The 19,719-nt window shown below is 48.8% G+C and carries 16 protein-coding genes; 2 read left to right on the plus strand and 14 right to left on the minus strand.

Annotation, left to right across the window (positions count from 1 at the left end; genetic code table 11):
- Positions 1-4: 4 nt before the first annotated feature.
- From ACTQ3K_RS06500 to ACTQ3K_RS06520, 5 genes are all read right to left on the minus strand, one after another.
- A complete protein-coding gene (locus ACTQ3K_RS06500; protein ID WP_441566762.1) occupies positions 5-856 on the minus strand; it encodes a branched-chain amino acid ABC transporter permease in 852 nt (283 codons plus the stop codon).
- Between the two features lie 136 nt (positions 857-992).
- Positions 993-2,327 carry an ABC transporter substrate-binding protein gene (locus ACTQ3K_RS06505; RefSeq protein WP_441566760.1) on the minus strand — a complete coding sequence of 445 codons (1,335 nt, stop codon included), beginning with the start codon at positions 2,325-2,327 and terminating at the stop codon, positions 993-995.
- Between the two features lie 128 nt (positions 2,328-2,455).
- A complete protein-coding gene (locus tag ACTQ3K_RS06510) occupies positions 2,456-3,742 on the minus strand; it encodes an aminotransferase class V-fold PLP-dependent enzyme (protein WP_441566758.1) in 1,287 nt (428 codons plus the stop codon).
- A 12-nt stretch (positions 3,743-3,754) separates the two neighbouring features.
- On the minus strand, positions 3,755-4,792 hold the full coding sequence (locus ACTQ3K_RS06515; protein WP_441566757.1) for an aminopeptidase: 1,038 nt from the start codon (positions 4,790-4,792) through the stop codon (positions 3,755-3,757).
- A 75-nt stretch (positions 4,793-4,867) separates the two neighbouring features.
- A complete protein-coding gene (locus ACTQ3K_RS06520) occupies positions 4,868-5,773 on the minus strand; it encodes a shikimate dehydrogenase family protein (RefSeq protein WP_441566755.1) in 906 nt (301 codons plus the stop codon).
- A gap of 399 nt (positions 5,774-6,172) precedes the next feature.
- On the opposite strand from ACTQ3K_RS06520, the gene ACTQ3K_RS06525 reads away from it, so the two are divergent.
- Entirely contained in the window at positions 6,173-7,210 is a 1,038-nt protein-coding gene (locus tag ACTQ3K_RS06525) for a LacI family DNA-binding transcriptional regulator (protein ID WP_441566753.1), read from the plus strand.
- 144 nt (positions 7,211-7,354) lie between these two features.
- On the opposite strand, the gene ACTQ3K_RS06530 is transcribed toward ACTQ3K_RS06525, so the two are convergent.
- Together ACTQ3K_RS06530 and ACTQ3K_RS06535 are read right to left on the minus strand one after the other, a co-directional pair.
- The gene (locus ACTQ3K_RS06530; RefSeq protein ID WP_441566751.1) at positions 7,355-10,009 is read right to left on the minus strand and encodes an ABC transporter permease; all 2,655 of its coding nucleotides are present in this window, start codon (positions 10,007-10,009) and stop codon (positions 7,355-7,357) included.
- Positions 10,006-10,737, minus strand: coding sequence for an ABC transporter ATP-binding protein (locus tag ACTQ3K_RS06535; RefSeq protein ID WP_441566749.1), 732 nt, complete (start codon positions 10,735-10,737; stop codon positions 10,006-10,008). Before ACTQ3K_RS06535 ends, ACTQ3K_RS06530 begins: the two co-directional genes overlap by 4 nt.
- Before the next feature lie 238 nt (positions 10,738-10,975).
- Here ACTQ3K_RS06535 and ACTQ3K_RS06540 point away from each other — a divergent pair, with 238 nt between their 5' ends.
- Positions 10,976-12,031, plus strand: coding sequence for a lactonase family protein (locus ACTQ3K_RS06540; protein ID WP_441566747.1), 1,056 nt, complete (start codon positions 10,976-10,978; stop codon positions 12,029-12,031).
- 133 nt (positions 12,032-12,164) lie between these two features.
- Here ACTQ3K_RS06540 and ACTQ3K_RS06545 read toward each other — a convergent pair whose 3' ends face one another.
- From ACTQ3K_RS06545 to ACTQ3K_RS06575, 7 genes are all read right to left on the minus strand, one after another.
- Positions 12,165-13,001 carry an HAD family hydrolase gene (locus ACTQ3K_RS06545; protein WP_441566745.1) on the minus strand — a complete coding sequence of 279 codons (837 nt, stop codon included), beginning with the start codon at positions 12,999-13,001 and terminating at the stop codon, positions 12,165-12,167.
- An 18-nt stretch (positions 13,002-13,019) separates the two neighbouring features.
- Entirely contained in the window at positions 13,020-14,414 is a 1,395-nt protein-coding gene (gene radA / locus ACTQ3K_RS06550; protein WP_441566743.1) for a DNA repair protein RadA, read from the minus strand.
- A gap of 92 nt (positions 14,415-14,506) precedes the next feature.
- Complete coding sequence (locus ACTQ3K_RS06555; RefSeq protein WP_441566741.1) at positions 14,507-14,920, minus strand: endosialidase; 414 nt, start codon at positions 14,918-14,920, stop codon at positions 14,507-14,509.
- A 159-nt stretch (positions 14,921-15,079) separates the two neighbouring features.
- The gene (locus ACTQ3K_RS06560; protein ID WP_441566739.1) at positions 15,080-17,521 is read right to left on the minus strand and encodes an ATP-dependent Clp protease ATP-binding subunit; all 2,442 of its coding nucleotides are present in this window, start codon (positions 17,519-17,521) and stop codon (positions 15,080-15,082) included.
- Between the two features lie 17 nt (positions 17,522-17,538).
- A complete protein-coding gene (locus ACTQ3K_RS06565) occupies positions 17,539-18,570 on the minus strand; it encodes an ATP--guanido phosphotransferase (RefSeq protein ID WP_441566737.1) in 1,032 nt (343 codons plus the stop codon).
- Positions 18,563-19,165, minus strand: coding sequence for a UvrB/UvrC motif-containing protein (locus ACTQ3K_RS06570; RefSeq protein ID WP_441566861.1), 603 nt, complete (start codon positions 19,163-19,165; stop codon positions 18,563-18,565). Before ACTQ3K_RS06570 ends, ACTQ3K_RS06565 begins: the two co-directional genes overlap by 8 nt.
- A gap of 26 nt (positions 19,166-19,191) precedes the next feature.
- The gene (locus ACTQ3K_RS06575; protein ID WP_441566735.1) at positions 19,192-19,575 is read right to left on the minus strand and encodes a GntR family transcriptional regulator; all 384 of its coding nucleotides are present in this window, start codon (positions 19,573-19,575) and stop codon (positions 19,192-19,194) included.
- Positions 19,576-19,719: the final 144 nt, after the last annotated feature.

The raw sequence follows: 19,719 nt of genomic DNA on the forward strand, positions 1-19,719 counted from the left end.
TGCATTACCTCCCAAATAATCCCTTAGGCCTAAATGTAACGATTAACAGGAAAATCACACTGACTGCCAGGTATTTAAATGATACACTCAGATAGGTACCTGCAAACAGATCGACAACACCCATGATCAGACCGCCGACAAATGCGCCGCCAATGCTTCCGAAACCACCAAGGCAAACTGCAATGAAACCGAAGATCATGAAGTTGGTACCAATGCTGGGCTGGAAGTAGTAGTAATACGTCATTGCACAGCCGCAGGCACCTGCGATTGCTGCGGAAATACCAAATGCTACCATGTAAGCAGTCTCGGTGTTAATACCAACGAGTCCGGCTGCTTCCTTATCCATGGAAGTTGCACGGATACCTTTTCCGAGTTTCGTTTTATTCATAAACCAAAATAACAAAACTGTTACAATGAGTGATGTGCATAACAGGAATAATTTTTCACGGCTTACCGTGATTCCGAGGAAATCAAAGCTTCCGGAAAAAATCTTGTTTGTGATACTCTTTGTCTGGCCGCCTGCAAGCAGGATCATTCCGTTTGTCAGAACCATACCAAGACCAAAAGTAACAAGTCTCTGAGAAAGAACCGGCCCTTTCAACGCACGTGCGATCAGGGTCTTATAGATCAGGACTCCAAACAGGAACATAAATACAACTACAAAAGGCATTGCAGCCAGAGGATCTACTCCCAGTGATTTTGTAATAAAGAAGGTGAGATACATGGCCACCATCATAAACTCACCCTGCGAAAAGCTAAGGATATTCATAACGCCCCATACCAGAGCGATACCCATTGCATACAGGGCATAAATGGTTCCCATCGTCAAGCCCTCATACAGTACCTGCAGAAACATAAGCAGCCCATCCTTTCCAATTTCATCCGTCTTTTGATGCAAAACAGGCAGAAGGGCCGCTAATATACCATTCTATATCACTATCCGCTTCTGCCTGTTGAATTATTTTACACCGTTATTTCAATAACTGCTGTTACTATCTTTCGTTCCAGCCCTTTGCAGGGTAAACGATATCTGCACTGGCCTGAGAATCAGGATATACAGTAATCAGAGAGCCGCCCATGTACTGAAGAACGATAGCTCTGCCGTATTCGTTCTGGCCTGCGCCGGAGTATACATAGCCTTCAAGACCGAAAGGATCTTCATCGGGCTTAACATCTACGCCTTCTTCCATAACCTTACGGATCTCAGCGCCATCAGTAGAACCAGCCTGGTTAGCTGCAACTGCGATTACAATACCATCCCATACAGATGTAAGCGTATCACCAATCAGAGTCAGACCAGTTTTCTCCTTGAACATGTCAACCAGCTGTCTGGACGCATCGTTGTCCATATCAGAGTTCCATCTGGAAGTTGTTAATACATAGTCAGAATTTTCACCAAGGTTCAGTGCGAAATCGGAAGCCATGAAGCCGCCTCTCTGTCCGAACAGCATCTTGGGGAAGTAGTTCTGGGTTTTATACTCATTCATGAACAGAAGCGCATCTGCTGCGTAAGAACTCATCATAACAACATCCGCATCAGCAGCCTTAACCCTCATAACCTCAGAGGTTACATTGGTTGCGTCCTTGTTATAGGAGATGTTTTCAACGACCTCATAACCATGCTTTTCTGCTACAGATTTTTCTACATTTGCAATGTTGGTACCGAACTCAGAGTCCTCAGATACAAGGCAGATGGTCTTAATGTCTGTGGTACCCTTTTTGTTCAGGGAATCCAGGTAGTTGAAAGACTCTTCGATAAAGAGGTCATCACCAGGGAAGCTTCTTCCGAAGTATTCATAGTTTGCTTCGAGCAGAGACATGGAGGTACCCTCGGAGATAACCGGTACGCCGTATTTTTCAGCAACTACCATAACGGTCTTTGTTGTTGCGGAAGAGAAGTTGCCACAAATACCAATAACGCCTTCCTCCGTGATCAGACGCTCCGCTTCGCTCTGTGCGATCTCGGTTGTACTCTGGTCACCAACAACAAATTCGATCTTCTTGCCTCCTAAGTTTGGAAGACCTTCGTCTGATGCGAAAGGAAGATTTAAATCATCATGCTTGTTGTTAATAACATCTTCAAAAATTTCTGCCAGTGCCTGACATTCTTCACCACACTGTACGCCAGAACCGGTAAAGGAAACCATCAGGCCAATCTTAACCGTATCCCCACTTGCCTTGTCATCGGTTGTACCAGCAGCCTTTGTTCCCTCAGTTGCTGCCTTCGTTCCCTCAGCCGCCTTTGTTCCTCCGGTCTCGCTTCCGCCACAGGCTGCTAACGAAAAAATCATTGCTGCGGATAAAACAATCGATAAAAACTTCTTCATATAATACCTCCCTGTATGTAGTTAAGTGCTTCTGCCCTCCCACCCCCCTTGATTGGAGGACAGATAACACTTAAACAGCAGTAACAGTACACATTGTTTGCTGTACTATGTGAATGTCGGGTTTTGGCTTATAATGCTGCGATCTCAGCAGAAGCCTTAAGGAATTTGTCAACCTCTTCCTTGGAATTGCAGTGGATCGGAGATACACGAATCACACCGTCCAGTCCAAAGGACTCAACAATTCTCTTGGAATAATGGCTGGGAGACTTACGCTCAAATACATAAATACCACGTTTTACATATTCCTTTACTGCAGACGTTACGTCCATATTGTCAAAGGTGATCGGTAAAATGAAATCTCTCTGTGTCAGATTCGGATTATCACACTGTACCGTCAGACCCTTGATCGCACGAAGTCCGGGAAGCTCGTCTGTTCCCTCCAGTGCACGGTTCAGAAGCGCACGCTCATGGAGCTCGATTCTGTTCATGCCTTCTTCGAAAAGCTCTCTGCGGTTATCGCTTTCCAGATACTGAGAACCAAGCCAGCATACATAGTCAACGATTGCGCTCCAGTTAGCAAACAGATGAGGAGCGGTAGAACCAAGCTCCCACTGAGCTTCCGGATAACACAGGATTCTGTTATGAGGCAGTACCGCACATCTGTCGGATACCCAGCCGATACCTGAACCACGAAGACCGAAGAATTTATAGGGTGCAAAATCCATTGCGTCGATCCCCAGCTCTTCTACGTTAACTGCTGCGTGAGGAATATGCTGAACCGCATCTACAACAATGTACAGGTCGGGCTTGATTGCTCTTGCAGCCTTTACGAAAGCAGGAATATCATTGATCGCTCCTGTAATGTTGCAGGAATACATACAGCTTAACAGAACTGTATCTTTATCTACGAGACGTTCCACTTCGGAAACATCGATACCGCCGGTCGCAGGATTACTCTGCATTACTCGAAGCTCCAGTCCATAGCGCTCTGCATAGTACTGAACCGAGTCAAACCCTGAAGGATGCTCCAGACAGGAAACAACCATATTCTTTCCGGGAACACCAGCTACGATTGCACCAATAATATTAAACATGGTCTGGGATGCGGAAAGCATTGTAATAATGGAACCTTTCTCTGTTCCGAAGATTGTCCGCAGATCCTTATAACCCTGTTCTACATATGTACCCTGAATATCTGCCTGCTTCTGGTGTCGGCCAGGACAGTCGGGATGGGTGTCGACCTTGACACTCTCTGCACAAGCCTTTAATCTCAGAGAACCACCGGAGTTTTCAAAGAAAACTCTTTCACCATAGCTATCGCTGTCAATGTTGCAGAAACGATCTCTGACCTGCTTCTGAATCTCGTCAGAAAACATCAGTCCCTGAGGATAATCGTTAGGATTGATTACTCCCATAACTCCAGCCTCCTATTTTTTGTCGGGATCCATTACAGTCCCTTTAATAAACTCGTCTGCCAGCTTGCCATCCTTCAGAATCACCTTGCCGTCTACTGTCAAAGTAGGATTTCTGAATACACAGTCTAAGTGAGATGCACAGGTATTTGCCCCTGTGTAATCAGCAGGTGCATAGCTTCCGCAGAAACCACGGTCATCACCAACGCCGAAATGTACTGTGCCGTAGCATCCTTCGTCTTCAAGCATTCTGCCGGTTAACTCGCAAGCGGGGTTCATTCCGATTCCGATCTCACCAACATGATATTGCTCACCATTCTTATATGTTGCCTTCAGGTCTTCCAGAATCTTTGCAAAGATGTCTGCCTGCTCGCCGCCGGAGATCTTTACGATCTTGCTTCCCTTAATATCAAAGCGAATCGGCTCTTTGATCAGGCCCAAAAGCGGATGAGGGATGGATCCATCAATGTAGGCCACGCCTTCCATGGTTCCGACATTTGCGCCGATTGCACATTCAATGTCGGGCGGGGAAGAGGACTGACCAGGAACAATGCTTCTTCCGTACTGAGGAAGGTTCTTTCTTCCTGTGATGTCTGCCGTGATGTGTGTGCCTAGAGGCGTTGTGATTTCAACAGTCTTTCCTACATACTTCTCAGCAACACGGTCCATAACTTCACCAAGTCCTTCAAAGTCTGCATAAAGTCCGCCGCTCTCCAGCATTCTTGCATCGTAGTCCGAACAGTTCAGGTCACGTGCTCCGTTTGCGCATGCATTTCTCTTCGCATCGGTAGAGGAAATAGAGAATGTGGTAGGACGGAAGATGACATCTGCTGCCATCATAGCTGCTGCAACCAGTGCTGTCGGCTCCTGACCATGAGTTGTCTGAGTCGGCATCATGATCATACTTCTTTCCGGATAATCTTCCGCAGCATCCCATAATGCCTGAGCAATCGGGAGTGCATCCGGGTCAGTGATAATCAGGATCTTTTCATCCTTCTTACACTGAGCGCAGACATCGAGAAGTGTCTGCATGGATTTGTAGATCTTTCCCATAAGTTTTACTCCTTTACATTTTTTATAGTGATCGCCGGGCAGGTTCTGTCCGGCTGGACTATACTGCCTTATTGTTTAAAGTCCAAAGTATTCATATACATTCTTCTTGGACTTTTCAACAGACTCCGGTGAAGGCTTGAAGCCGAAACAGAATTCAAAGATTTCTGCCAGCTGGCCGATCATCATGTCCACGCCGTAAATCATTTTGTGACCATTTTCTTTTGCTTTGGCAGCAAACTTCGTCATCGGAGGATTTACGATATTCTCCATTACAACTGCTTCCGGTTTTAATTTATCCAGGAAGCCGAGATATTCATAATCTGCAGGGAATCCGAAAAGTCCCTGAGGCGTTGCCTGCATTAAGAAGTCGCATCTGGAAGCTGCAAGGTCAAGGTTCTCATTGGTATAAGGAAGATACTCGATCTCCATCTGCGTGTGCTCATGAACCACATCGATCAGATGCTTTGCTCTCGCTTCCGTCCGGTTGATCAGAGTTACCTTCTTGGCCCCATGTTCAGCCATTGCAAGAAGAATAACACCAACAATGCTTCCGGCGCCGATGATCGCTACATCCATGCCCTTCACATCTACACCGGCATTGACGATAGCTGCCATATTGCCTTTGCCGTCAAAACCGGCTCCATGAAGCTTTCCATCTGATTCAACCTTTACTGCATTCACAGAATTGAAGATTCTGGAGTGTTCATCAACAATATCAAGATAAGGGATGATTGCTGCTTTATGTGGCATTGTAATTGTGAAATGTCTCATTCCCAGTGTCTTGAATGCTTTTACGAAGTCCTCCAGACCGCCCTCCGGAATTTCCACCGGCCACATGATCTCATCGATTCCATTTCCCTCGAATAAGGGATTGTAACCGTAGGATCCGCTGCTCTGGCCCATCGGACATCCAATCATGGGAAACAGCTTTGTGTTCATGGTGAAACTCAGGTGCTTGTCCACATCAATATTCATTGCCATACACATACCCTCCTTTTTATAAACCCGTGTTTATATCTTTTGAAAAATTAAAATGACACGCTGGATTTCCTTTCTGCTTCTTTGCATCCTTCCGTTATTTTCATTTTTATTTACCCGTGTTTAGTTTATGTCTTAGTTTTACCATGTGTCTCGGTTTATGTCAATGTTTCTTTTGCTATTTTTTTATTTTTCACATATATTACAGTTTTATATTTATTTTTTTATGCAATCAGTACAAATTTCTGTTCTTCTAAACTTTTTACTATTTATACATTGTATCCTGTGGACTTTATCTTCAAATCATGCTATACTTTATCCAGCTTGATTATACGTGACAGCTTAGATTTATAAATACGTGTTTATGTCTGGTGTGTAAACAAGAAATCCGAGGTCGACAATATGGTAACAAGAAATGATGTTGCAAAGCTTGCAAAAGTTTCCCCCGCGGTTGTTTCCTATGTAATCAACAACTCTAACTATGTCAGTGCCGAGAAACGGAAGGCAGTTCTTGCCGCCATCGAGGAGCTGAATTATATTCCCAATCAGAATGCGAAGAACCTGCGGCAGGGAAAAACTCATATGATCGCTGTAATTCGCGGATCTTCCCTGAACGATATGTTCAATGACCTTCTTTTTTATCTGGAGTCTCTGGCCAATGAGCTTGGTTATCATATCGCTCTAATTACCGTTTCCAAAACGGAATCCTTTTATGCAACGGATGCGTTTATCAGCAGCCTGATCAGTCGGCATTATGATGCGATCTTCGTTGCAAACAGTTCCTTGACAGAAGAGCAGATCAACCTGCTGGTCAAAAGCGGAACCAAGGTTCTTCTTTATGTCACACATGATTATACCTTGTTAAATCCTTCTGTCAGTCAGATTATTCCTCACTACCGCCAGGCAGTCAGGGAGGCCATCGGCCGGCTGATTCATCTGGGGCACAAACGGATCGCTCTGCTTCCCAACCTGGCATATCCTATGAGCCAGCATACTTTGACCAACCACCGTTTTGCCGGCTATATGGATGCTTTTACCGAAAACCATCTGCCGTTGAACATGCAGTATGTTCCTGCCTCCTGCTCCAGCCTGTCTCAGATACCCCAGTGGATTGATCGTATGTTTGGCTCAAAAAATCCCATTGCGCCACCCACAGCGATCTGTGCCGATGAGCCAATTGTTGTTGCAAGTGCGCTGAAAAAGCTCACTTCTATGGGATATCGAGTTCCTGAAGATGTTTCCCTGCTCTGTTTCAGCAATTCCACACTAGTCACTCTGCTGACCCCGGAGCTTACCTCCATCGGATTTGATCCGCATCAGTTTGCACAGCTGTCTCTGGATATGCTGATCGAACTGATCGAAGGAAAGCCAAGCCGTACCGAAATCGTTGAATTAAATTATTATGAACGGGAAAGCACCGGACCTGTGCCGAAAGAATAACTCATGCATATATTTCTATATTTCTATTTTTCCATTACCCAAACAGGAGCCGGGCTTATGATTGCCTGGCTCCTGTTTCTCTCATGGATTGCTTCTTATTGTTTGTTGTCTGTATGCTGTTTTTCTGTATCCACACACTTCTGATTACACATTTTCCTCTTTCAGTGTCTCCACAATATTGGCTTTTTTAATCTTCCGTGCGGAATAACGCATGGTAATTCCAACCACTGCCAGAACGCTCACGACAGCAATGAACACCTGATTCCACAGAACGTAGAAGCCGATATCTAACGCCTCTGAAACACTGCGATAGATCAGATACATCAAGGCGATTCCGATGGGCAGCCCCCATATCAGCGCCTTCAAGCCATAAAAGAAGCTTTCGTAGGTGATCATACGACGGAACCGCTTCGGATCCATGCCAACAGACTGGAGCATGGCATATTCCCGTTTCCGCAGCGCCATGCTGGTGGAAATCGTATTGAAAATACTGGTAACACAGATCAGCGCTGTCAGAATAATGAATCCGTAGACGAACACATTCATAAGCAACAGCATATTCTGAAACTGCTCCAAGGCACCGGTGGCATCATACACATACAGATTCCGGTTTTCATCCAGCTCATTGAGTCCTTCTCCCAGGATCTCCTTATTTTCCGCTGTCAGATAAATCTGACAGCTTTCGCTGACCTCCGTATTTTCCATGACTGCCTTCTGGGTTCGAAGCTTCAGGGCAGTTTCCATAGTTGTATACATAGTAACAGTATTGATATCACCACTGTAGCTTCCTCCCAACGGCAGTTCATCGGTCACTCCTGCCACAGGAATACTGATCGATGCCAGTTTTTCCTCCGGCTCCTTCTCAGTATCCTCAAAATGCTCCACGAACCAGAAATCTCCTGTCAGTGTATCTCCCGTTCTCAGGCTCCAGGTCTGCTTCCAGGCACGCCGTCCTTCCTTTATATCCATACGCCTGTTGATCAGGATCGCACCGCTCTGTTTCAGCAGTTCCCCGTCCGCACCGATCTTTTTTACATAGGCTTCCATGCTTTGATCATCCAATCCAATGACCTGAAGATTAAATGCGATTGTTTCCTCATGCTTTCCTCCCGTTTGCATTCCGCCGCCAAGCGTTGCCTCCTTCCGCACCTCTGGATCCAATGCTTCGGCGGATGGATAAAAGTTGTAATTCATGAAATCGGTCACTTCCATCTCCGCATATCCGGAAAGATTTCGGATCTTTTCAATGAGCTTCTCCTGCTCTTTCCTCTCCGGTTCATAGATCGATACACTGTAATCCGGATAGTTGGCCGTCTCAAGTCCGGAGGCCATCTGGTATGCGCCCTTCAGATATTCCGTGAAGGAGCTTACACTTAAATACAGAGCGATACAAAAGATCAGAGAGATGACTGTTGCACGATAACGCTTCTTATTCCTCTTTAAATTCTTAAGAGCCAATTCTCCTTCGAAGCCAAACAGCTTCCTGGTCAGCTTTGAGGTCTTCACCTGTTTTCTGCTCAGCTTAATATCGCGGTTCTGTCGGATTGCCTCGACCGGTGTGATCCTTGATGCACGTGCCGCCGGGATCCATGCAGAGACAAAGATCGTCACCACCGCCAGGATTACCGCACCGGCAATGGCCGGCCAGGATACGATCACCCGCATGGAAACCGTCTCCATGTCCATACCGTAATTCAGCATGTCACCGATCAGCCCCTGAATACATTTTGTAACAACAAAAACGCCCAGATATCCCAAAAGCAGTCCCAGAGGAATCCCGATGACTCCCAATAAAACTGCCTCTGTAAGGACTGAATCCCGTTTCTGCTTCCGTGTGGCTCCTACACTGGCCAGCATTCCCAGATACCGGCCTCGTTCTGAAATAGAAATAGAAAAGGAGCTGTAAATCACGGCCACCGAGCCCGCTGCCACAATGAGCATCATGATCCATTTCAGCAGATTGAGCATATGGACGATGCCGGAATTTCCGGAAATCATGGAATAAGCTAACAGCGTAGTATTATTTCCGTTCAGAACTCCAAGCTCCTCTGCCACTCCATTGCTCCACGCATACATACTCTTGTCCAGATGCTTCATCTGAACTGCCGCATCCACAGTCTCCTCTGCCGGAAGCACATCCACATCCAGCTTTGTCACCGCCAGATACCCTGCATGGGTAATATCCTCCATCCTTGTCCGGTTCATAATTCCGACAATGGTATAGGTATGCGCAATCTGATTCTTTAAGATTTCACCCTCAGAATAATTATAATAGCTTGGAAGCTCCATCGCCTCTGTTTCCTGACTTTCCGGAAGCCAGCGGATCCCCAGATCCAGTGTCACCTGATCGCCCAGCTTCCAATCCACACCGGTGTTTTCCAGCATGTGCTCTGAGATCAGAAGCTCCTCCGGGTTTTCCGGATACCGTCCCTCCTTTAAGGGCAGCGGATAAACCTCCATGGCATTCTCATCGTATGCCTCCACGGTAATATAAGGCCGCCATTCATTCTCTCCGCCCTCCAGTACCGCATTCCCCAGCTCCTTTCGGATCAGCGTCTTCTTCACCTTATCATCCTCGGTGATCCTGCTTAGCTGCTCCTTTTTCACTTCATAAAACTCCGTGTGCCACTCGCCCTCCGAAGCAATGCAGGACTGACGCATCAGATCCAGAAAGGACGCCGCAAAGGCCGAAATCGCTGTAATTAACGCCACCGAGAGCATAATCCCAAGGATCGTCACCATGGTTCGCTTCCGATTCTCCTTCATATGCTTGACCGTCACCTTGCTTACGATATTCATCGTACCACCTCCCGACGCCAGCCGTCCTCCCGTACCTGGCTGCTCCGACTGGTCTGGCGCCGGTCATCAGCGATCTGGCCGTCCTCAATAGAAATAATACGATCTGCCTGGAGTGCGATCCGCTCATCATGGGTAATGATCACCAGCGTCTGATGATATTTCACATTGGATGCCTTCAGCAGCTCTATGATCTCCATACTGTTCCTGGAGTCCAGATTTCCTGTAGGCTCATCGGCAAGCACGATCGCCGGATGATTGATCAGGGCCCGCCCGATGGACACTCTCTGCTGCTGTCCGCCGGAAAGCTGGTTTGGCAGATGCTTCAGCCGTTCTTCCAGCCCCAGGTTCTTTACCAGCTCTGCCAGATATTTCTCATCCGGCTTCTGTCCGTCCAGAAGCAGTGGCAGCGTGATATTTTCCTTCACATCAAGGACCGGAAGCAGGTTGTAAAACTGATAGATCAGTCCGATCTGGCGGCGGCGGAAGATCGCCAGTTTTGTTTCATTCAGTTCATAGATGGGCGTTCCGTCAATGATAACCTTCCCTGAGGTAGGCGTATCCACCCCTCCCAGAATATGAAGCAGCGTCGATTTTCCGGAGCCGGACGGTCCAATGATCGCCACAAACTCACCTTTTTCCACGGAAAACGACAAATCCTTCAGTGCATCCACCTGCGTGTCTCCGGAACCATATGTTTTACAAAGATGTTCCACCCGCAATATTTCCATGATCTGTTCCTCCTGATTTTCTTTTTCATACCATAAAAGGCCCTTCGACGCCTTTTGTTTTCGTTTGAGTTTATCATACCATGGCAAAATGACATTCCAGTGACATTTCCGGTGACATTTTTGTCACTTTCCCAGTGAAATTCAAAGAAATTCTGACAGACAGGACTTAACAATCCACGTTCCTTATGCTATGATATTTTAAGATATTTAAAACCATCTGATCGGAGGGTTTCTTTTCATGAAAAAATATACAGCATACGTTGGTTCTTATACTTATATCGGAAACAGCAAGGGCATTACCATTCTGGACGTTGACCCGGAAAAGGGCACCATGACCCGGCGCGGCGAAATCGATGCCAACAACGCCTCCTATGTCTCTGCTTCCCAGGACAACACCCACCTTTATTCCATCGTAGATGAGGGAATTTTAAGCTTTCGAATCAATCCTGATGGAAGCCTGGAGCCTCTTGGTACCGCAACAATCCGCGGAATGCGCGGCTGCCATATTTCCACCAACCGGGATAAAAGCTTTGTATTTGTGTCCGGCTATCATGACGGAAAGGTAACGGTTCTCCGCATGAACGAGGATGGCAGCGTCGGCAGCATCACCGATAACTTTTACGATAAAGGCATCGGCAGCATTGCCGAACGAAATTTCCGCCCCCATATCAGCTGCTCCCGGTTAACGCCGGATGAAAAATTTCTCTGTGTTGCCGATCTTGGAATTGACCAGATCAAGGTCTTCCACTTCAATAAAGAACTGGGCACGTTAAAACTGGCCGATGTGGTTCGCTGTGAACTGGAATCAGCCCCCCGATTCTTACGTTTTTCGCCTGATGGCCGGTTCATGTATGTGATCTGTGAGCTGAAAAACTATATTACCGTCTATTCCTATCAGGAGAAGAACGGCCTGCCCTGTTTTGAACCGCTTCAGACCGTTTCCACCCTCGGCAGGAAGCACAGCAACGTAAACTCGGCTTCTGCCCTGCGGTTTTCTCCAGACGGAAAGCTTCTGCTCTGCTCCAACGCCGGAGACAACAGCATCGGGATCTTTGACCGGGATGAAAAGACCGGGCTTCTGTCCCAGCGTGTGGTTCTCCCCGTCAGTGGTGAATATCCCAAAGACATCGGTATGTTCCCCGGCGGAAAGTATCTCTACTCGGTCAACCATGAGACAGGAACCATGACCTTCTTTACCTGGGTACCGGAAAAGAATTATTTTTATATGCACACGCCGCCGATCAAGATTGATCAGCCCAACTGCTGTGCATTGGTGGAGCTGCCGGAGGCATAAACACTGCCGTGCGACTCCTTTGTATCCGCACATTCTCCTAAAATCCAAAAGACTGGTTACTCTCCGGGAGTCCAGTCTTTTGTTCATTTATTCCGATCTGCCAGCATTCTTCTTTGTTTCCAGACATCAAGATTTATATTCCAAGCAGTCTTCTTATCTCTTTTGCCGCTCCGTCCTCTTCGTTCGACTCCGTCACACGGCTGGCTGTCCTCAGGCATTTCTCTGTTGCATTAGCGACCGCTACTCCACAGCCGGCGAACTCCAGCATATCCGCATCGTTATCGGCATTTCCGAAGGCAGCTGTCTCCGTTTTTGAGACACCAAGCCGATCCAGCACATAGGCCAGAGCCTGTGCCTTTCCGGATTTTTCATCGGAAATCTCCAGTAATCGCGGCACAGAAGCTGTTATATATACATGAGAAACCTCCCTCTCCAACCGTTCCCAAAGCCGCCTTTTCGCATCGGGATCGGAGATCACCAGATCCAGGCTGTCCAGATGTTCCAGGTGTTCCTCCAGAAATGCTTCAAAATCCTCGCATGGTTTTCTGGTGGCACGGATATAGGCAACGGCCCGTGAATCAGCTTCATAATGCTCCGGGTGCTTTACATAATCAGCCGCTCCATAGGCAATTCCATCCACAAATGCCTCAAACACCGGAGTCTTCAGTTCGTTTTCGGCAATCTCCAGAATCTGCTGTACTGCCTCTTTCTGTAATTTGTGGACACAGAGGCAGGAAGCATCCGAGACGCGATACACTGCCGCTCCGTTGGACGTGATAGCATATTCGATCCCGGGGATCTCCAGCACGGACGCCGGAAGCGTATCGTAAGCCCGTCCGCTGGCAACTACTACATGGATTCCCGCCGCAATGGCTGCTTCCAGGGTTTCTCTGGCATACACGCTCAGCTTTCCCTGAGCATTCAAAAGCGTCCCGTCAAGATCAAGTGCAATACATCTGTACTGATTCATAGTTTCTCCTCCGTCCCATTATCTGCGGATCACCGCAATCGCTTCTCCCACATTTCCCACACCGATAAGCCGGATTCCGTTCTGAGTCTGGTTCATTTTGTTCAGGCACACCCTGGGCAGCATACAGGACGTAAATCCCAGCTTTGCTGCCTCCTGCACCCGCTTTTCCGCCATACTTACCGCACGAACTTCTCCCGAAAGCCCCACCTCTCCGAACACCATCATCTTATCATCGATGGGAACATCCCGATAGCTGGAGGCCAGCGCCATGACAATGCCAAGATCCAGAGATGGTTCATTGACCCGGATCCCGCCGGCAATATTCACATAAGCATCACAGTCTGACAGATGAAGCCCTGCCCTCTTTTCCAGCACAGCGATCAACAGATTTACCCGATTGTAGTCTGTTCCGGCGGCTGTCCGTCTCGGCAGGCCAAAATTGGTCCGGCAGACCAGCGCCTGGATCTCCAGAAGCACCGGTCTGGTGCCTTCCATAGAACAAGCTGTCACTGACCCGGAAGCGCCCTCCGGCTTTCCTTCCAGCATATATTCCGACGGATTTGCCACCTGGACAAGCCCCTCCTCCCGCATTTCAAACACACCGATCTCGTTGGTGGAACCGAACCGGTTTTTCACTCCACGCAGGATCCGGTAGGACGCACTCCGTTCACCCTCAAAATAAAGCACTGTATCCACCATATGCTCCAGCATCCGCGGCCCGGCAACGGTTCCCTCTTTTGTTACATGTCCCACCAGAATGATTGTCACATTGTTCCCCTTGGCAAGCTGCAGAAAGGCGTTGGTGGACTCCCTCACCTGTCCGACGCTCCCTGGCGCCGAATCGGTACTGTCCCGATACATGGTCTGGATCGAGTCGATCACCACCGTTTCCGGCTTTTCCGTTTCAATAACACCGGAAATAAGATCCAGGTTTGTCTCACACAGAAACGAAAGCTCTCCGGTGAAGCTTCCCAACCGGTCAGCCCGGAGCTTGATCTGTGTCAGCGATTCCTCTCCGGAAATATAGAGTACCTTATGGCCCTCTGCCGCCAGATTCCGACAAACCTGTAATAGCAATGTGGATTTTCCGATTCCCGGATCACCGCCTACTAAGATCAGAGATCCACCTACCAGTCCTCCTCCAAGGACACGGTCCAGCTCCTCCATTCCGGTGCTGATCCGTTCCTCCGAATGGGAACGGATCTCCGACAGCTTTTTCGGCACACCGGCATCCATGGCAGGAAGTCCCACACCTGCATGGACAGCTCCAAGCCCCCGCTTTGCCTGCGCCTTCACCAGCGGCGCTTCCACCAGCGTATTCCACGCCTTGCAGCCGGGGCACTGCCCCAGCCATTTTGAAGTCTCATATCCACATTCTTTACAGAAAAAGCCTGTCGTTTTCGCTTTCGCCATGCCATTCTTCCTTTCCAAAGAAATCGGTTCCCCTGAAATACACAAGCCGCCGCAGCATTCACTGCGGCGGCTCATATCCGGCGCCTGCCGTTTTATCGTTTGCGGATCTCCACCGGAACAGCTGCTCCGTCGGAAAGCTCTACACTCAGGGTCACCTTTCCGCCCATGTTTGTTTTCATCACACCGGCATCCTCGTCCCCGATCTTCACATCGTACTCCGTATCATCCTGAAGTTCCAGAGTAATCTGGGTATCTTTCGTTCCCTCTACTTTAAACGAGACTCCGGTCTCATCTGCCCGGAACTGCTCTACCGCTGTTCCGGGAACGGATTCATATACGAACATCCCGTTCCGCTCAAGCTTTGTGATCTCGTTAAACGTCTTCACCTTATAATAATCGCCGTCAAACTCATAATCCTGAAGCTTGGATTTTACGGCAAGGGTATAATCGCCGAAGCTGATGGTTCCGTTGTTCTCTGTTCTGATAAGTTCTTTGATGACTGGCACGTCTTCGCCCTCCTGCTATATCGTTGTATCCTGTCGTGGCAGACACATTTTTTCTTTCTAAAACCAGATAGCGTTCGCCTGCCGCCGCTTAAACCGTGTTTTTATTATAGTATATAATCCGCCTTTTTTCCAGCTATTTAGCCAGAAAGTTACAAAAACTTATTCCAGGAATTCCAGCTTTCCGTCCGCCGCCTGAATCCGCACAGTGCTTCCTTTCTTTATCGATCCATCCAGAATTGCTTCCGCCAGACGGTCCTCCACCTCACTCTGGATCGTCCGCCGCAGCGGTCTTGCACCGTATTTCTGGTCATATCCCTTGTCGATCAGGAAGCTCTTTCCGCTTTCCTCCAGTACCAGGCTGATTCCCATCTGAGATTTTGTCCGCTCGCCGAGGCTCTTCATCATAATATCCACAATAGCTCCCATATCGTCCTTTGTCAGAGCATGGAACACGATGGTCTCATCAATCCGGTTTAAAAACTCCGGCTTGAAAATCCGGCGAACCTCCTCCATGACGCCATCCTTCATATACTGATAATCCTGTTCTTCTGTGCTGACACTTCCGAAGCCCAGTTTTTTCGGCTCGATGATCCGCGATGCCCCCGCATTGGAGGTCATGATAAGGATCGTATTCTTGAAATCGATTTTTCGCCCCTGGGCATCAGTGATATGACCGTCATCCAGCACCTGCAGGAGAATATTGAATACATCCGGATGCGCTTTCTCGATCTCATCAAAGAGAATTACCGAATACGGATTCCGCCGTACCTTTTCGCTGAGCTGGCCGCCTTCTTCATATCCCACGTATCCGGGCGGAGAACCGACGATCCTGGAAACACTGTGCTTCTCCATGTACTCAGACATATCGACCCGGATCATGGCATTCTCACTCCCGAACATGGCTTCTGCCAGTGCCTTGGAAAGCTCCGTTTTTCCCACACCGGTAGGTCCTAAAAACAGGAATGATCCGATCGGACGCCTGGGATCCTTTAGTCCTACCCGGCCCCGGCGGATTGCCTTGGAAACGGCAGTCACTGCCTCATCCTGCCCAATGACCCGCTCATGGAGAATTCCCTCCAGACGGCGCAGACGCTCTGCTTCCCCTTCCGAAAGCTTCTGAACCGGGATCTTGGTCCAGCCGGATACCACATCTGCAATCTGGTTTTCCGTCACATAGAGCTTTTTACTGCTCTTTTCCCGCTCCCACTTTGCCAGAAGCTTTTCCCGGCGTTCCCGCTTCTTCTCCTGCTTTTTCTTAATTTCTCCGGCCTTTTCATATTCCTCCGCCTGGATCGCTGCTACCTTCTGTTCCTCCAGCTTTTTGCAGTCCTCTTCTAATTTGTGGACCTCTTCCGGCTGGGCATAGGTGGTTAAGCGTACCTTGGAGGCCGCCTCATCGATCAGATCGATGGCCTTATCCGGAAGGAACCGGTCATTGATATAGCGCGCTGACAGCTTGACAGCTGCATCCACCGCGTCCTTCGTAATGGTAACGTGGTGATGTTCCTCATATTTTCCCTTTAAGCCGTTTAAGATGGCGATGGCTTCCTCCTCCGAAGGCTCCTCCACTGTCACCGGCTGGAACCGGCGCTCCAGCGCCGCATCCTTTTCAATGTGCTTCCGATACTCGTCCACCGTGGTCGCACCGATGAGCTGAATCTCCCCCCGTGCCAGGGAGGGCTTTAAAATATTGGAGGCATCAATGGCTCCCTCAGCTCCTCCGGCTCCGATGATGGTATGGATTTCATCAATGAACAGCAGGACATTCCCATCTGCCCGGACTTCTTTTAATACATTTTTGATCCGTTCTTCAAACTCACCACGATACTTGGAACCGGCAACCATGCCGGAAAGATCCAGCGTCACCAGCCGCTTAGTCTGTACCGTATCGGGCACATTGCCCTCCACGATCTTTGCCGCCAGTCCCTCTGCAATGGCTGTTTTACCGACGCCAGGTTCTCCGATGAGACAGGGATTGTTTTTCGTTCTCCGGCTGAGGATCTGGATCACCCGCTCGATCTCATGTTCTCTGCCGATGACCGGATCCAGTCTTCCCTCTTTTGCAAGGGCCGTCAGATCCCGGCTGTACTCGTCAAGGGTCGGTGTTGCTGTCCGTTCCCGTTTCCGCTTTCCATTCAGCTCCTCTTTATACTGGGAGGCATCGGCTCCCATGGAGGTCAGAATATCCACATACAGGCGTTGGATATTGATGTTCATGGTTCCAAGAAGCTTCGCAGCCGAACACTCCTGATCCTTTAACAACGCGATCAGGATATGCTCCGTCCCAATCAGCGATGCCTTAAACTGCACGGCCTCCTTATAGCTGTTTTCCAGAACACGCTCCGCTCTCGGCGAATATCTGCTCCGGTCCGCTACCCGGACTGGCGACTCCGGTGCAATGAGCTGGCGGATCAACGCCAGCACCCGCTCCCGGCTCGCGCCATGGTTTTCCAGGATCTGTGCGGCGGCGCTGGTTCCCTCCTGCAAAAGCCCCACCAGAATATGCTCCGTTCCCACGTATACCTGACCTAAAGCACTGGCGGCAGCAGCCGCCTGGCGGAGAGCCTCCTCCGCTTTATTGGAAAATCGATTGTTATACATAATTCCTCCTCTGTCGGCTAAACCAGTTCCGGCAGCCGTTTTCTGATATGATCCGCCCGTGCCTTTTTCAGATCTCCCCGATCTGCCTCCGGAGCCAGAAGCTCCAGATTCGCCTGCTGGATTTCCAGCATCAGTCCGTAGAAATTCATAGGTGAGCGAAACTCCAGAAGCCCCTCCATCTCACCGACACGCACCTGAGATAAATAGATCATGGCCTCCTTCACGCTGAGCTTTTTTGCATATTTCAATACCCCATAGGATTTAAATACCTCGTCCTCCATATCCAGGCGATGGTTTTTCAGGGTCATGGTCTTCATTTTCCGTTCATTGCCTGCCAGGCGGTCTGCCATCTGCTGTACCAGCGACAGAATCTCAGCTTCACTGACACCCAGAGTCTTCTGATTGGAAACCTCATAGAGCGCTCCATAATTTTCCGCTCCGTCACCGTACAGGCCACGGACACTGACACCAAACCGTCCAATCTCATTGACCAGCTTTCCGAACTGCTTCCCCACGGACAACAGCGGCAGATGCAGGGTCACACCGGCACGCAGTCCCGTTCCCACATTGGTCGGATATGCAGTCAGATAACCGTATTTCTCATGGAATGCATAGGGAAACTGTTCATTAACCGCATCATCCAGCCGGTCTGCTTCTTTCCACAGTGCTTCCAGCCCGGTTCCGCTTCCGATACACTGGATCCGGATATGATCCTCCCCGTTTAATAAAAGGCTTTCGCTTTCATCGTCCGAAAGGAGCAGCCGCTCCGGCCCTTTCTTCACGGCTCCGGCACCATTGATGGCACGGCGTTCCTTTAAGGCCTGCTTTTCTGTATCTCCCAGCTCCGGCATTTCCAGCACCGAAAAGGCCGCGCCTGTTTCATCCCGAAGCGTTTCCATACCGCGCTCCATCCGTCCAAGCAACGCCTTCCCCTCTTCCTCGGAAAGCTTCACCGGAAAGGGCTCATGAGCCAGATTTCTCACCAGACGGACACGCTCTGCCACAAAGACATCATGGCTTTCTTCCGTTTTCTGATACCATTTAAGCATGCTTCTCCGTCCTTTCTTTCAACTCCCGGATCTCATCACGGTACTTCGCTGCCTGCTCATATTCTTCTTCCAGGATTGCCTCCTGAAGCTTGGATTTCAAAACCGCCAGTTTCTCTTCCCGTTCTGCATCCTCTGGATTCCAGCCAGTTTTTTCCACTGCGTTGTTTTCCGCACCGGAAGCTTTCCTCTCCGTACCAAATTCGTTCTCGTAATGGAACCGCGGATGCTTTCCTTTATGATTCACACTGCCCTGGATTCTCTTAATGTTCTCACTCATGAGCAGATCAAAGACCCCGTAACAGTCCGGACAGCCGAACCGGCTGTTCTTCACAAAATCGCTGTATGCCGTATGGCAGGTGGGACATACGACCTGATCCAGCCCCGCATCCTCCTGTTCCGTTTCCTCCCCGGTCAGACCGAAGAGATCGGACAACAGCTTTCCGATGGGATAATCCGTATCAAACATGGCCGAATAATGGCCAAAATCCATTTCTCTGGCACATTGACTGCAAAGATTATGCTCCGTCTTTATGCCATTGATCACCTCGGTATAGCGAATATTCGCTTCCCGTGTCCTGCATTTCTCACACAACATCATTCTATCCTCCTCTGAGCAATCTCTCAGATTCCTTCAATTCCCTCAAACTGATCCATCATGGTATCTACCATCTGATGGATCTCTTCTCTGGATATATTCCGGCAGGTTGCCTTGGCAAGAAGCACTTCCATGTCCTCCATCAGCTCCTGCATAACCTCCATTTTGTCAAAATCAACGGCGATCACTGCGCCCTTGCGGCGGTCCAGCTTCACAAAGCCCTCCTGCTTTAATACAGTATATGCTTTATTTACCGTGTGCATATTGATGCCGATATCATCCGCCAGATTCCTTACAGAAGGAAGGGGATCTCCCTCATGGAGCGTATCTGTCGCAATTGCCAGAATGATCTGGTTGCGAAGCTGGATATACAGCGCCTCATCACTTTTAAAATCAAGATTGATCAACATGATATTCCGCCTCTTTCGTCGTATTTGTGCTATTTATGATAGCACAGTTTAAGGAGAAATGCAAGCAGAAATTTCGAACTTATGTTCTTTTTGATGATGCCAGCGATTTTGCAAGGGCGTATGCGAGCTTTCCACCCGAATTTT

This window comes from Candidatus Paralachnospira sp. LCP21S3_A2 (assembly GCF_052118925.1).
Lineage (GTDB): Bacteria > Bacillota > Clostridia > Lachnospirales > Lachnospiraceae > Lientehia.